The following is a 13,336-nucleotide window of genomic DNA, read 5'->3' on the forward strand; positions in this document are numbered from 1 at the left end:
AATGTTAGAGCAAGTTTTTCATTTGACGCAAAACGCCGAGAAGGTGGTAGAGAAAATAATCCAGGATGAGAACATTCACTTTGCACACATTGTATTACCAAAAGGTGATGTCGTACCCTCACATAATACAAATGCAACTGTTTATATGACCGTTGTTAGAGGTACGCTATCGATTGCATTGGGCGATCAAGAAGTTGCAATATACGAGATGGGAACCGTTTTAAAAATTCCATTTGATACAAAAATGCAAGTGAGTAACCAACATTTAGCGACTTTAGAGCTAATCGTTGTTAAGGCACCTGCACCACAGTTATAACACTAAAAAAAGGATTGCTTAAGCAATCCTTTATTTTTTTGGCGCAACACCTTTTATAAGTAACTCTGTCCATTCCATTGTATAGGGAAGGATTCGATTATAGATTTGTGGGCTGGAGATTCCCTCTATCATGGCTTGGAAGAAAACCAATAAGAATTCATCAGAGTATTTTAAATCCACTTTTCCTTCTTTTCTACCCCTATGGAAGATATCTAACATGATACTAAAGCTTTTATTAGAATACTCCCTCATAATAACCGTTAAGCCTTCATCATTTCTATCAGTGACAAACGCCATCATATCCAAGTAAAACTGTTTGTTCACCTTTCGTAGATGCTCAAGCTCGTTTTGTGTCATAGTGATTAAAGTTTCTTCAAAAGGTAAGTTTTGCTCAATGATGGCTTGCGTTTCGTTGCCAATTTTATCAAGATAATCTTTATAAACCTCATGAATCAATGTGTCTTTATCACCAAAATATTTAAAAATAGAAGTTTTACTGACCTTCGATTTCTCTGCGATTTCTTCCATGGTCAAACCCTTTACGCCAATATCTGTATTTAAGAGGTCAAAGGTAGCATCCATTACTTTTCTTTTCTTTTCAAAGGTTCTTTTTTCATAACCTGACATATCTATCTCACTCATTTGATCACCACTTTTCATAAAGTTATAAACTTAGGCATGCGAAACAGTACAAAACTATCTCAAATTTAATTATATAGGATATATTTTGGTATTTCAATTGCAAAAACAGAAAAAATAATAGCCAATTTATTGACTTCTAAAATTCAATCCGATACAATTGGATTAATAAATGAAATATAGTTTAAAACTAGTGAAAAAACACATAGATTTAAACTAATTAGTGATTTATAGTTTAAAATGTGTGAAACTATAAAATTTGGTTAGAAACAATAATTTCAAAAAAATATAGAAGTAACACTTTAAGAGAGATAATAATTTTTTAAAGGAGAAAATTATGTCAGAGATGATACGCATTGAGGGATTGAAGAAGAACTTTGGTAAGTTTACTGCTCTTCACGACGTTACTTTTACAGTAAAAGCAGGGGAAGTTGTTGGGTTTATAGGACCTAATGGTGCTGGCAAGTCAACAACGATTAGAACATTATTAGGCATTATTAAGGGTGATGGTGGTAGTGCCAAAATATTCGGCCTCGATGTGTGGAAGGACAGTTTGGAAATCCATAAAAGGATTTCATATGTACCTGGTGACGTTGCGCTTTGGGGCGGCTTTACTGGCGGAGAGATCATCGATCTTTTTATGAAGCTTCACGGTGGCGGCGATCAAGCGAAACGAGATCAACTGATAAAAAGATTTGAACTCGATCCAAAGAAAAAGGCTAAAACTTATTCAAAGGGCAATCGTCAAAAAGTGGGGTTAATTGCTGCATTATCGGTTGAAGCGGATCTATATATCTTAGATGAGCCAACTTCAGGGCTAGATCCACTGATGGAAGCGGTTTTTCAAGAGGAAATTGCAAAGATTAAAAAAGAGGGTAAAGCCATTTTACTTTCTTCTCATATATTGAGCGAAGTTGAACGCTTAGCCGATAAAGTGGTTATTATTAGACAAGGTAAAATAGTTGAAACTGGAACACTTGAGGAATTGAGACACTTGACGCGTTCATCGATTACACTTACGACTGAAGATGACGTTGCAGCAATGGAAAAAGTCAAAGGGGTTCATGATTTTAGCATCAAAGATGGCAAAGCTGTATTCTATGCAGATAATGAATCCATTAATGAAATTTTATTAGAAGCCACGAAGCTGGGCGTAAAGAAGTTTGAGTCTGTACCACCAACGCTTGAAGATTTATTCATGCGCCACTATGAAGCGTAGAAGAGTGGGGTGAAGATGATGAAAGAGAAATTTGCGCGATGGCATGTACTATGCTTAAACTATTTTAAAAGAGATTGGAAGAAAATATTGATCTGGACACTTGGGCTTGCCGCATTCTCAGGTGGTTACATTCCACCTTTTGTAGAAATTAGTAAAGGTCAAGGTTTGATTGGACTATATGAAACCATGAGAAATCCCGCAATGATTTCAATGGTAGGACCAACACCGATTACAGATCCATCGAATTATACGCTTGGTGCAATGTATTCGCATATGATGCTACTCTTTTGTGGTCTATTTGCAATGATCATATCAGCATTACACGTAACGAGTCATACCCGAAAAGAGGAAGAGCTCGGACTTACTGAAATCGTTAGATCGTTTCAAGTAGGTCGACAAGCCAACTCACTTGCAGTTCTGATCGAAACTCTTGGGATTAATCTCATACTTGCACTTGTGACGACACTTATAATGACGGTTTTAAAGGTTGAATCTATTACGGTTACTGGGATTGTATTATTTTCATTATCTCTTGCGCTTGCTGGGATGATCGGAGCTGTTGTTGCTCTGGTTATGTCACAAATCATGCAGACGTCAACTGGTGCTACCGGTTCATCAATGGCGATTATCGGTTTACTTTATATCTTAAGAGGTGCAACTGATGTATCGAATCAAAATCTTTCAATGATGAATCCAATGGGTTGGACCTATTTGACTTTTCCATTCACAGAAAACAACAGTTTACCAATTTTTATCGGAATCGTCTTTTGTGTGGTATTAGCCATAGTCGCATTTGCACTTGAGGGTGGAAGAGATATGGGCGCTGGGTATTTACCCGCAATAGAAGGTAAAGCCAATGCAAAAAAATCACTTTTATCTGTACCCGGGTTATTCTTTAGATTAAATAGAGGCTTAATTATAAGTTGGTTGGTTGCTTTTGTCATACTTGGTGCTGCCTATGGGTCTATCTATGGCGATATGCAGGTGTTTTTAGAAAGCAATGAAATCATTAAGCAAATGTTTACCATGACTGGTGTGACGATAGAAGAGTCATTCACTAGTGTCATCATGATGGTTATGATTGGTATGGTAGGTATATTGCCTATTGCAATCGTTAACAAGCTTTATGCTGAAGAAGAGAGAATGCACTTAAGCCAGCTATACGCGACTAAAATTACACGTTCAAAGCTTTACTGGACAACGATCGTACTTTCTATAATAAGTGCGATTGCTGGAATCGTGTTTGCAGTAATTGGACTAGGTGGTACAGCAATTGTTGCGATGAATGGTGAATCGACAATGACTCTGGCAACCTTTATGAAGGCAGGGTTCAACTATTTACCATCTACACTTTTCTTCGTAGGATTGTCAGCAGTTGTTTTAGGCTATGTGCCTAAAATTGGCAAAGCTGTATATGTGTATTTAGGCTATTCATTCGCCCTTAACTACTTTGGTGGTATGATTAATTTACCAGAATGGTTTTCAAAAACTGCGATTCAAAGCTGGATTCCAAGAATGCCAGCTAGTGATTTTGAAGTGATGCCTTTTGTTACGATTACTTTAATCAGCGTGGCTATGATTTTAATTGGATATACAGGATATATTAGACGGGATATGCAAGAGGGCGCATAAATCTTCAGACATCAAATCTTAGGATCTTACCAAAAGTGAGATTTTAGCTAAATAAAAACCACAAGCCATTGATAATAAAGGCTTGTGGTTTTGTTTAATTGGTATCATTAGCTTATATTTTCAGTTGAAATTATAATAATCCTTCAATGTCACTTGCAATTGAAAGTGGCTCTACTGAGGATTCAAATCTCTTAACGACATTTCCATTTTTATCAACTAAAAATTTTGTAAAATTCCAACGAATGGCATTGCCCATTCTGAACTCAGGATATTTTTCAGAAAGAATTTTATCGATGATTTTGTTTGTTGGATTACTAAAATCAAGACCTTCAAAAGGAGCAGCTTCTTTTAAAAACTTAAATACTGGATGCGCTTCAGAGCCGTTTACATCTGATTTTTCAAACAATGGAAAAGACACGCCATAATTTAATGAACAGAAGTTTTTTGTTTCATCATTACTGCCTGGTTCCTGTGCTTCGAACTGATTACATGGGAAACCAAGTATCTCTAAACCTTGTGATTGATATTGATCATATAATTTTTGAAGATCTTCGTATTGGGGCGTGAAACCACATTTACTTGCAGTATTCACAACAAGCAGTACTTTTCCTTCATATTCACTTAAATTTACTTCATCTCCATCGATGTTATTTGCTTTAAAATTATAAAAACTCATAAATACCTCCAATAAATTAATTACAATTAAATTGTACGCAATTATATTTAATCTGTCAAGGTAATATAGAATTGTTCAAAATTTATTCACACTATATTTTTCCCTAAGAGATAAGCCTTTTCCAATTCAATTCTGCCTTTGATATCACCAAGATTGTTAACACCACCAGCGAGTATCTTACCTAGATCCATCCAACCAAGATGTTGCATCAGACGATTATAATAAAAATCAATTTCTGTGAAATCTTCTCCGGCCGCAGCCATAATTAAGATGCTTTCTTTTGTAGCTCCCAAAAGGTCACCACCTGCCTCAGCAACTGCAAACAGACGGTCAAAAGTCGTTCTCAGCTGTCCACTGAAGTTCCAGTAGTACATTGGTGATGCCATAACGATGATGTCAGCAGCTTGAAACACAGGATAGATTAAGTCCATATCGTCCTTGATAACACAGGGGCTATGCACGTCTTTCCCGCCACCAAAACAGCCTTTACAGCCCTTGATCGACATTTGGTCTAAAAAAAACGTCGTGACCTCATGTCCAGCTTCAGTTGCACCTTTTGAAAACGCTTCAACTAAAGAAGAAGTGTTGCCTTTAGCTCGTGGGCTGCCATTTAAGATTATAATTTTTTTTTTCATTTTGAACTCCTTATCGTTATATAGTAGGTTTACAAGGATTAGTATATAAATATATAATAGTCATGTGAAGTATGCACATTTAAGTTAGATACTAACCTAAAGGAGAGTATAATGGAAAATTGTCGTGAGACGGGTACGAAAATAGAAGACACTGGATTGGGCTATACTTTATCTCTGATCCAAGGCAAATATAAAATGGTAATCCTATACTGGTTATCAGAGTATCAAGTGATTCGATACAATGAGCTAAAAAGAATTGTAGGCAGCATATCACATAAAACCTTAAGCCTGCACTTAAAAGAACTTGAGGCAGATGGCTTGATTCATAGAAAAGAATATCCACAGATTCCACCGAAAGTCGAATACCGTTTAACTGAAAAAGGTGCGTCCTTAATCCCAATAATGGATCAAATGTGTGAATGGGGGGAGCAGAATAGATGATCTATTCGACGTCGCAGATAGCGAAGAGATTTGGCGTCCATAACAATACGATATTGCATTATGAAGCTTGGGGTTATCTTTCTAATGTTGAAAGATCGCAAAATGGCTATCGACAATTTACAGAGGATCATGTCAATCAGATTGAACTCATTCAGCAGATTCAAAAATTAGATCGCGTAAAGCCCTATATGAAGTTTGTGCATCAATCGATTATTAGGCAATGTGCTGCGTTTGATTACGATGAAGCACTTGTTTCGGCTAAAAATTATAAGCTGAGCTTGAAGAATGATCAAGCGCTTGAAGATCAGATTTATACGCAATTGAATCAGATAAATGAGGTTAAAGAAGACGATATATCGAGGTATTTGACACGATGTGAAGTTGCCAAGTTTTTAAATGTCTCAAGACACGTGATTTTGTATTGGGAGAGAAATGGCCTTTTAGAAGCGCCAAGGGGGAAAAACGGCTATCGCTATTACGGTACAGATGAGATTCGTAAGCTAAACATCATTAAGGAACTAAGGCAATACCACTACAGCACATCAACCATTAGAGACATCGTCCAGAAAGATATAAATGATCATCTTATTTCAAGCTTTAAAGACAATTTAAGCGCAATAGAAGCAATCATCAAAACCATAGAAAAAAACCAAACCCTCCACTGTCGTACCAAGGTATAGTGACTATGCTATAATTGCCTAAAGAAAAACAAAGGCGGATATGAATATGCATAAAAAAGAAGAAGTGAATAAGAAAGAAGAGAATAAGCCAAAAACAAATGTGATGAGCTCTGTTGGGATAATAAAGAAGATAGATGATCTACCTGAGCTAAAGGAAATCTTGATCGAAATTTTTGAAAACAAAACCCATGTGGCGATCTCTAATTACAGTATAAAATACGCCTATCATATTCTTGAAATTACAGGATTAGAGGAATTTGATTTGTTCGAAGAATGCATCGAAATCAATCGGCTTTGGCAACAAAAAAAAGTCAATTTTCAAGCAGCGAGACAGGTTGCTTTTAAGGCGAATCGTGCAGCTAAGGAAGAGAAGAATCCTTTAAAAGTTAAACTTTTAAGGGTTTTAGGACAAGTGGCAGCCACACCGCATGTGAGAAGACACTCACTAATTGCCTCAGACTATGGGATAACACTAATTAATCTGATGTATCCTAAGGATATGAAAGCCGTTGAAAATGAACGGCTGTATCAAATTCAGTTGATGAAAGAGGTAGAGTAATGGATGAGAAGTATCACCTAGTTAACCTCGTCGCGTTTGATGATATGATACAAAGAAGCGAAAGGGTGTTGCCCAAGCTCAAAGAGGGATCATCCCAACAGAGTTTGGTGAAGAATCGTATAAAAGCACTTAAAATTGCTAAAATGGCTTGCGAAGCGCATACGAAAATGACTCAACATAGTGAGATCTATAGCAACAAGGAGATTGAAGATGCCATTGCACCTATTCAATCCTTAATCAGTAAGTCCGAAAAGGTAATGCTTAAGATAAAACCCGATTCTTGGCAATATAGAATGATTGAAAGAAATATAAGTGCATTAAAATATGCTTTAGAAATATTAAAACCCTGATCATGAAGCTCTCAAGATATGAGAAACTCATTTTCAGGGTTTTTCTTATACAGGTAAGGTGAGTCTCTTTCTATCTATCAAGGATGAATTATCTTGGATATTCACCTTTAATGACAAAGAACGAACCGCGAATTGAACCGGCAAGTTTAGACTTTTGAGTTGCAAACTTAAATTTGCCTTCTAACTCTGGAGGTACTGGCATACCTTCACATAATTTAAAGCCTACGGCCCTTTTCTTAGGATTATCAACCGTATACATGACGTTGATTGCCAACCCACTTTCATAAAACACATAAGTGAACTGAATGTTCTCAACCTGAAATTGTGATACTTCAAGTGGTGTAGCACCAAAGACAATATTACGCTCTGTTTTTAGTATGTTTTCTGCATAGGATAAAGCCACTTTATTTTCAGATGCTGGTGAAACTTCAAAAGCATGTTTGTATTTGGTCATAAAATAACGGGCTTCATTTGCACGTAACCCTGCCAATGCATCTGTATAAGGTGATGAAGTTAAGCCTTCATTGGTTACCGTTTTAAAATCAATGATCTTTGACATATTGAGCTCCTTTATTTATTCTATAGGACTATAATAAGTTTATACTTTAAAAAATCAAAATCAAACATTATTATAAATGAACACGTTCATTTAATACTTGACAATGCTTTATTATTGATGTAAATTATAAATGAACATGTTCATTTAAGAGGTGGCTATGAGAAAAAGAGATGATCAATTAAGAGATAATTTATTGGAAGTTGCAAGTCATATTATGGATAACGAAGGGGTAGAGGCAATCAACATTCGTTCCATTGCAAAGGCTGCTGGTGTCGCAAGTGGCACGGTTTACAATTATTTCTCCAACAAAGAGGAAATCGTTTTGTCTTTAACCGAGGTGTATTGGGAAGCCATCATGATAGAAATACGCACCTTAAATTTTACCAATTCATTTTGTGAAAATATTGAATTGATTTACAGGTTTTTGAAAGAAAAAATTGACACACGTGCAGGTATGCTCATGAGAAGTCTCTCTACGACGACACTGGAAATAAGTGGTCAAGAGAAGATGGGACGCATGCATTCTAAACTAAGTGAAGTCTTAGTTCTATTCTTAGAAAAGGATGAAGCGATTGACAAATTCGTATGGTCAGAACAGCTAAGTAAAGAGGCATTTATAGCGTTTGTCATTTCAAATTTAATTCTTCAATTTAGAAATAAAGCAGAAAATATTACGGTATTACTGGAAATCATTCAGCGTGTCATCTATAAGTAATCGGTTAGTTATTCGATCAATTTATTGGTTTTATGAGTAATGGAATAGAAAAGAGGTATATTATGTATCAGGCATTAGGAGAGACAATTTTTGATGTTGTCTATTTAAGTTTTGCGATCATCACTGGGATTATTTTAGTTTCGAAGGGCAAAAGTACTTTAATCAAACTCGTAGGTTGGATGACTTTTCTTTTAGGTTTTGGAGATGCGTTTCATTTAGTACCACGAATGTATGCTTTATGGACCAATGGACTTGAGGCAAATGCAACTGCACTTGGTATAGGAAAATTGATAACGTCGATTACAATGACTGTATTTTATTTACTCCTATATTACATTTGGCGTATTTACTTTAAAGTGGATGATAAAAAGAATTTAACCTTTGTTATGTGGGGACTTGCAGTCGTTAGAATTGCACTTTGTCTATTCCCGCAAAATGAATGGCTAAATTATCAACAGCCACTGGATTTTGGGATCTATAGAAATATCCCATTTGCTTTTATGGGTATATTGATTATTTGGATTTTTGCAACCGAGGTTAAGAAAACCCAAGATAATGTATTTAAGCAAATACCGGTAGCAGTAATTTTGTCATTTGGATTTTACTTACCAGTTGTACTTTGGGGCTCGAGTATACCCGCTTTGGGCGCTTTGATGATTCCAAAGACTTTGGCTTATGTCTGGGTGATTTTCATGGGACTTAGCTTATATCGTCAAACTCAGAAAGGATAATTTATGAAAAAAAAATTCGCAAATGCAGCACTCATTTATGCAGTGATTGCACTTATATCAGGTGTTTTTTACAGAGAATTCACTAAGCTCAATGACTTTACAGGTAAGACAAAACTATCAGCACTTCATACGCACTACTTTGTGCTCGGTATGTTCTTCTTCTTAATTTTATTACTGATGGAAAATGCATTTCATCTATCGAATCAACCGAAATTAGCAAGTGCAGTGGTCGTCTATCATGTTGGACTTAATCTTACCACTGTTATGCTACTCGTTAGAGGGGTACAGCAAGTACTAATAGAAGCGCCTAGTCGTGGACTTGATGCTTCTATTGCTGGGATTGCTGGTCTGGGTCATATCGTCTTAGGTGTTGGTCTCATATTAATATTAATAAAAATTAAGAAAGCAGCGATACAGTAGTAAAATCAGCCTTAAAGCCTTTGAAATAGACCAGTGAATGGTTTACATTCAAAGGTTTTTTTCATGTCTGAGTTGAGTCGATCTTTGTTTTTCTGTTACAATGGGTCTAACAGTTTAAAACGTGAATTTGATTAGGAGTTTACTTTGATAAATTTTAAAAGTTTGGAGCATCTTAAGATAAAGAGTATATTGATTGTGGTTTTGATTTTATCAGTCATTGGGATCTTTTTTATTCTAAAAATCACCTTGCCAAAATCTGAAAATGATGGTCGTTTGGTCATAGGTAGGAAAACGGATTCTATTTCTCTTGATCCTGCCATTACATCAGACTCTGAATCCTTTCAGGTTACCGCTAATATCTATGAAACACTTGTCAAATTCGAAAAAGGCGGCACTGAGGTTATTCCAGGTTTAGCTGAGGAATGGAAGGTGAGTGAGGATGGCAAAACGTGGCAGTTTAAAATAAGAAAAGGTGTAAAGTTTCACGATGGAACGGATCTTGATGCCAATGTTGTTGCCTTTAATTTTGAAAGATGGATGGATCCAGATAGTCCTTACCATACAGGTCAATTTATCTATTGGCGATATTGCTTCGGAGGCTATCCAGGAATTGTTGAAAGAGTAACTGCTCTTTCAGATGAAACATTAGAAATCGTATTAAAAGAGCCCTATGCACCATTTCTAAATGCATTATCAATTCCCGCTTTTGGCATTGCTAGCCAATCAGCCATTACCAAGTACAACGAAACACTAAAAAATCATCCAGTGGGAACAGGACCTTATATTTTCAGTGAATGGAATCAAGACGAGAATATCGTTTTAATTAGAAATGAACTCTATTGGGCAGGGGAGGCAAAGTCCTCAGAGCTAGAATTCAAAATTTTTCCAGAGGAAACAGATCGTGTTGCCTTATTAAGATCAGGTGAGGTTCAAATAATAGATCAGCTTTCAGATGAGGAAGCAAGAACCATCGTTTCAGATGACAAGCTTCAAATCTATTACAGACCCTTTTTTAACATTGGTTACCTAGCATTAAACAATTCAAAACCACCCTTTGATAACATAATGGTTAGAAAAGCCGTTTCACTTTTAGTGGATAAGGAGGCTATCATTGCTGCTTCAGATAATACGCTAGCAAGACCGGCAAACTCTTTCTTACCACCAGTCGTTATGGGTTATCATGAGGGTATAAAATCAGAGGAAGTTAATGTTGAATTAGCTAAATCACTATTAAAAAGTGCAGGCTATTCTGAGGGGATTGATATCAGCCTTTGGGTAATGGATCGACCAAGAACGTATTTACCAAATCCAATTTCTACTGCACTTGCGTTAAAGGAACAGCTAGAAGTTGGTGGAATAAGAGTTACCGTGAAGATTATTCCTTGGGACAGTTATATAGATGACATAAAAACTGGCGAACATGAAATGGCACTGATTGGCTGGAATGGGGACATCGTTGATCCTGATAATTTCATGAATACCTTGTTTTCATCAGAGCATTTAGATGCAAAGTTAAGCTTTAATTATGCATTCTATTCGAACCAAGAAGTAGATCGACTGCTCACACAAGCAAGACGCGTTTCTGATGTTTCGTTTAGAACGAGTTTGTATCAGGAGCTTCAAGAGCTTATTGAAGCAGATGCCGTTTCTATCCCTTTAATGCATACGATGACGGCTATTGGGGTTGCTGACGGCGTTATGGGTTTTGAACCACAAATAACAGGCGAAGAGGTATTATGGAAAATTCAACTGATCAATACGCAGAAATAAAAAAAGGAAAAAAAGAGATCAAACAACGTCGCAATTATTCTGTCTTAATCGTTGTGATGTTGGTCGCGTTTTTACTCATAGTATCGTTAAATCACAAGAATAAAGAACTACCACAACAGATTTTACCTTCTTTACCACAGCCAATAGCGAAAGAGATGATTCTAATTACCTCCGCTGGACAGAGCACAGACACTTATATTGTAAAGGACATCGCAAATACGCTTAAAATTCACAATTATTTTATGCCAAAAGCCACATCTGAGGATTTGGAGGAAATTAATACAATCGTTTTTGTAGTAGGCTACAGTCAAATTAATGAAAAATTATACAGTCTAGATTTTGAACAGGAGCTTCAGCGTATAGAAAATCTGATTGATGAAGCCAAACGCCTTAACATGTCTATGATAACGGTCTTCATTGGCGGTGAATATAGAAAAGATGAACATTCAATTGCATTATTAGAAATGACAAGCGCAGTATCTGATTACATCATTGCAACGGACAATGGCACCGATAATCTTACTGTCTACTCGATTGCAAAGCAGAATCAAATCCCACTAACCATCGTTGAGAGCTTAGGGGATTTGTCTGAACCATTTGCATCGGCATTTAGGTAGGTGAGAGATGAACACGTTATTACATCGATTTAAAAAATGGCAATACGCATTTTTAGGGATTGGATTTACAGTGTTTGCGTTTATTCTCCCAGCGTTGGTAGATTTCTTTTGGCTGGATATGATTGCAAAGATTCGTGAATCTATTGTACTGGGTGATAGTGGGCCTCTAGTGATGGCTTCTGCAATTTACAGCCTTTTAAATACAGTTCAGAACTTACTGACATTTATGGCTGCTTATGCATTTGCTGAGCAATTTTTTAATGAAAAAATAAAGTTTTTTGTCCTTAAGGTTCTTTGCGTTGTCATATTATTCTTTGTCATTAACTATTGTGTGGATGCGCTGCATTTAATCACATGGGACTCTTTTGCTAGTGTTTTTTCAGCTATTATTGTGATGATTCTTATAAGAAAGCCTTATCATCATGCATCCGCATTTTATAGAACCATTATTATAGCTATCTTAGTTTTCTTTGCTTTTCAATGGCTGAATCTGATGCCTATGTTTTCAAGCGGTGAGTTTGGTAGAACGGATATCCCGGTTAGTATAAAAATAGCCTCTCAATATTTGCAAAGCGAAACGGTAATGAACTTTGTAGGATTTGCTTTTTTTATCCCTCTTTTCCTATCTGCACTGGTAACTTCAACCTTATTCGATAGCTTTGATCGAAATATTGCCTTTGCTGAGGAAAATCACCTGAATGCAATTGCTTTAGAAACACTTAGAGCAAAAGCGCTTGAGCAAAGGGTTAATCTTGAGATAACCTCTATCGCTCATGACTTAAAGACGCCTCTTGTAACCATCAGAGGGTTAAACTCACTTCTCGCACTTTCTAAGGATGAAGACAAACTTATCACTTATACAGAACGCATTGACGGCGCTGTTGAGAAAATGTCTGATATGATCTCTGGCTTCCTCTATGAGACTTCAAAAAAGCCTGTTAAAGTTGCAGAACTAATCTTATACATTCGCGCACAGATTCCAATAAGTGATGATAAATTGCGAATAGAAGTGGAACAAGATAAGGATTTACCTGAGCTTATGATTAATAAAATAAGGGTAGCTAGGGCGATTACCAACTTAATAGACAATGCTATAAATGCGCCTAATCTGAATGAGACTAAAATCATTACAATACGACTATATCAAGAGGTGAAATCAGTTGCTATTGAAATTGTTGATAATGGTTCTGGAATATCAGAGGACAAAATACATGATATTTGGGAGTTGGGATACAGCGATTCAAATTCTACAGGATTAGGGCTTCACTTTGTTAAAAGAATTATGGATGAGAATGAAGGTGCAATAGAGATGCACAGTCAGATTAATGTAGGAACTACGGTTAAAATGAAATTTCCGATTTACGAAAGGTAGGTAAA

At 36.3% G+C, this 13,336-nt stretch carries 17 protein-coding genes; 13 read left to right on the forward strand and 4 right to left on the reverse strand.

Annotated elements, in window-relative coordinates:
* Position 1 precedes the first annotated feature (1 nt).
* Entirely contained in the window at positions 2–316 is a 315-nt protein-coding gene (locus AC4PID_RS15315) for a cupin domain-containing protein (protein ID WP_492132855.1), read from the forward strand.
* 30 nt (positions 317–346) lie between these two features.
* Here the strand turns inward: AC4PID_RS15315 and AC4PID_RS15320 are convergent, their stop codons facing one another.
* Positions 347–976 carry a TetR/AcrR family transcriptional regulator gene (locus tag AC4PID_RS15320; RefSeq protein ID WP_492132856.1) on the reverse strand — a complete coding sequence of 210 codons (630 nt, stop codon included), beginning with the start codon at positions 974–976 and terminating at the stop codon, positions 347–349.
* A 316-nt stretch (positions 977–1,292) separates the two neighbouring features.
* Here AC4PID_RS15320 and AC4PID_RS15325 point away from each other — a divergent pair, with 316 nt between their 5' ends.
* Entirely contained in the window at positions 1,293–2,174 is an 882-nt protein-coding gene (locus tag AC4PID_RS15325; protein ID WP_492132857.1) for an ABC transporter ATP-binding protein, read from the forward strand.
* Between the two features lie 18 nt (positions 2,175–2,192).
* On the forward strand, positions 2,193–3,806 hold the full coding sequence (locus tag AC4PID_RS15330) for an ABC transporter permease (RefSeq protein WP_492132858.1): 1,614 nt from the start codon (positions 2,193–2,195) through the stop codon (positions 3,804–3,806).
* Positions 3,807–3,936: 130 nt separating this feature from the next.
* Here the strand turns inward: AC4PID_RS15330 and AC4PID_RS15335 are convergent, their stop codons facing one another.
* Both AC4PID_RS15335 and AC4PID_RS15340 read right to left on the reverse strand, forming a co-directional pair.
* Positions 3,937–4,482 carry a glutathione peroxidase gene (locus tag AC4PID_RS15335; RefSeq protein WP_492132859.1) on the reverse strand — a complete coding sequence of 182 codons (546 nt, stop codon included), beginning with the start codon at positions 4,480–4,482 and terminating at the stop codon, positions 3,937–3,939.
* Between the two features lie 86 nt (positions 4,483–4,568).
* Positions 4,569–5,117 carry a flavodoxin family protein gene (locus AC4PID_RS15340; RefSeq protein ID WP_492132860.1) on the reverse strand — a complete coding sequence of 183 codons (549 nt, stop codon included), beginning with the start codon at positions 5,115–5,117 and terminating at the stop codon, positions 4,569–4,571.
* Positions 5,118–5,228: 111 nt separating this feature from the next.
* On the opposite strand from AC4PID_RS15340, the gene AC4PID_RS15345 reads away from it, so the two are divergent.
* Genes AC4PID_RS15345 through AC4PID_RS15360 form a run of 4 tightly spaced genes read left to right on the forward strand, consistent with a single transcriptional unit; the run spans position 5,229 to position 7,147 of the window.
* Positions 5,229–5,558 (forward strand): winged helix-turn-helix transcriptional regulator, encoded by a 330-nt coding sequence (locus AC4PID_RS15345; protein ID WP_492132861.1) that lies wholly within the window; start codon positions 5,229–5,231, stop codon positions 5,556–5,558.
* Complete coding sequence (locus AC4PID_RS15350; protein ID WP_492132862.1) at positions 5,555–6,238, forward strand: MerR family transcriptional regulator; 684 nt, start codon at positions 5,555–5,557, stop codon at positions 6,236–6,238. The genes AC4PID_RS15345 and AC4PID_RS15350 overlap by 4 nt, the downstream gene beginning before the upstream one ends.
* 46 nt (positions 6,239–6,284) lie before the next feature.
* Positions 6,285–6,797 (forward strand): putative immunity protein, encoded by a 513-nt coding sequence (locus AC4PID_RS15355; protein ID WP_492132863.1) that lies wholly within the window; start codon positions 6,285–6,287, stop codon positions 6,795–6,797.
* A complete protein-coding gene (locus tag AC4PID_RS15360; protein ID WP_492132864.1) occupies positions 6,797–7,147 on the forward strand; it encodes a hypothetical protein in 351 nt (116 codons plus the stop codon). Before AC4PID_RS15355 ends, AC4PID_RS15360 begins: the two co-directional genes overlap by 1 nt.
* Before the next feature lie 88 nt (positions 7,148–7,235).
* Here AC4PID_RS15360 and AC4PID_RS15365 read toward each other — a convergent pair whose 3' ends face one another.
* Entirely contained in the window at positions 7,236–7,706 is a 471-nt protein-coding gene (locus AC4PID_RS15365) for a DUF8821 family protein (protein ID WP_492132865.1), read from the reverse strand.
* 157 nt (positions 7,707–7,863) lie between these two features.
* On the opposite strand from AC4PID_RS15365, the gene AC4PID_RS15370 reads away from it, so the two are divergent.
* The 6 genes from AC4PID_RS15370 (at position 7,864) to AC4PID_RS15395 (ending at position 13,331) form a co-directional block, all read left to right on the forward strand.
* Positions 7,864–8,421: a TetR/AcrR family transcriptional regulator gene (locus AC4PID_RS15370; protein WP_492132866.1), complete on the forward strand. Its 558-nt coding sequence runs from the start codon at positions 7,864–7,866 to the stop codon at positions 8,419–8,421.
* Between the two features lie 62 nt (positions 8,422–8,483).
* Positions 8,484–9,152 (forward strand): hypothetical protein, encoded by a 669-nt coding sequence (locus AC4PID_RS15375; protein ID WP_492132867.1) that lies wholly within the window; start codon positions 8,484–8,486, stop codon positions 9,150–9,152.
* A 3-nt stretch (positions 9,153–9,155) separates the two neighbouring features.
* Complete coding sequence (locus tag AC4PID_RS15380; protein WP_492132868.1) at positions 9,156–9,572, forward strand: DUF2871 domain-containing protein; 417 nt, start codon at positions 9,156–9,158, stop codon at positions 9,570–9,572.
* A 144-nt stretch (positions 9,573–9,716) separates the two neighbouring features.
* A complete protein-coding gene (locus AC4PID_RS15385) occupies positions 9,717–11,342 on the forward strand; it encodes an ABC transporter substrate-binding protein (protein WP_492132869.1) in 1,626 nt (541 codons plus the stop codon).
* Positions 11,309–11,959: a DUF6305 family protein gene (locus AC4PID_RS15390; RefSeq protein WP_492132870.1), complete on the forward strand. Its 651-nt coding sequence runs from the start codon at positions 11,309–11,311 to the stop codon at positions 11,957–11,959. Before AC4PID_RS15385 ends, AC4PID_RS15390 begins: the two co-directional genes overlap by 34 nt.
* A 7-nt stretch (positions 11,960–11,966) precedes the next feature.
* Positions 11,967–13,331, forward strand: coding sequence for a HAMP domain-containing sensor histidine kinase (locus tag AC4PID_RS15395; RefSeq protein ID WP_492132871.1), 1,365 nt, complete (start codon positions 11,967–11,969; stop codon positions 13,329–13,331).
* Positions 13,332–13,336: the final 5 nt, after the last annotated feature.

It is taken from the genome of Fusibacter sp. QWL-12 (assembly GCF_058683495.1).

What these genes read in the sequence shown, in the direction of transcription:
- AC4PID_RS15380 (WP_492132868.1), top strand. Translation starts at nt 9,156, where the DNA reads ATGAAAAAAAAATTCGCAAATGCAGCACTCATTTATGCAGTGATTGCA.
- AC4PID_RS15320 (WP_492132856.1), bottom strand. Translation starts at nt 976, where the DNA reads ATGAAAAGTGGTGATCAAATGAGTGAGATAGATATGTCAGGTTATGAA.
- AC4PID_RS15370 (WP_492132866.1), top strand. Translation starts at nt 7,864, where the DNA reads ATGAGAAAAAGAGATGATCAATTAAGAGATAATTTATTGGAAGTTGCA.
- AC4PID_RS15325 (WP_492132857.1), top strand. Translation starts at nt 1,293, where the DNA reads ATGTCAGAGATGATACGCATTGAGGGATTGAAGAAGAACTTTGGTAAG.
- AC4PID_RS15365 (WP_492132865.1), bottom strand. Translation starts at nt 7,706, where the DNA reads ATGTCAAAGATCATTGATTTTAAAACGGTAACCAATGAAGGCTTAACT.
- AC4PID_RS15355 (WP_492132863.1), top strand. Translation starts at nt 6,285, where the DNA reads ATGCATAAAAAAGAAGAAGTGAATAAGAAAGAAGAGAATAAGCCAAAA.
- AC4PID_RS15330 (WP_492132858.1), top strand. Translation starts at nt 2,193, where the DNA reads ATGAAAGAGAAATTTGCGCGATGGCATGTACTATGCTTAAACTATTTT.
- AC4PID_RS15340 (WP_492132860.1), bottom strand. Translation starts at nt 5,117, where the DNA reads ATGAAAAAAAAAATTATAATCTTAAATGGCAGCCCACGAGCTAAAGGC.
- AC4PID_RS15390 (WP_492132870.1), top strand. Translation starts at nt 11,309, where the DNA reads ATGGAAAATTCAACTGATCAATACGCAGAAATAAAAAAAGGAAAAAAA.
- AC4PID_RS15350 (WP_492132862.1), top strand. Translation starts at nt 5,555, where the DNA reads ATGATCTATTCGACGTCGCAGATAGCGAAGAGATTTGGCGTCCATAAC.
- AC4PID_RS15375 (WP_492132867.1), top strand. Translation starts at nt 8,484, where the DNA reads ATGTATCAGGCATTAGGAGAGACAATTTTTGATGTTGTCTATTTAAGT.
- AC4PID_RS15335 (WP_492132859.1), bottom strand. Translation starts at nt 4,482, where the DNA reads ATGAGTTTTTATAATTTTAAAGCAAATAACATCGATGGAGATGAAGTA.
- AC4PID_RS15395 (WP_492132871.1), top strand. Translation starts at nt 11,967, where the DNA reads ATGAACACGTTATTACATCGATTTAAAAAATGGCAATACGCATTTTTA.
- AC4PID_RS15315 (WP_492132855.1), top strand. Translation starts at nt 2, where the DNA reads ATGTTAGAGCAAGTTTTTCATTTGACGCAAAACGCCGAGAAGGTGGTA.
- AC4PID_RS15360 (WP_492132864.1), top strand. Translation starts at nt 6,797, where the DNA reads ATGGATGAGAAGTATCACCTAGTTAACCTCGTCGCGTTTGATGATATG.
- AC4PID_RS15345 (WP_492132861.1), top strand. Translation starts at nt 5,229, where the DNA reads ATGGAAAATTGTCGTGAGACGGGTACGAAAATAGAAGACACTGGATTG.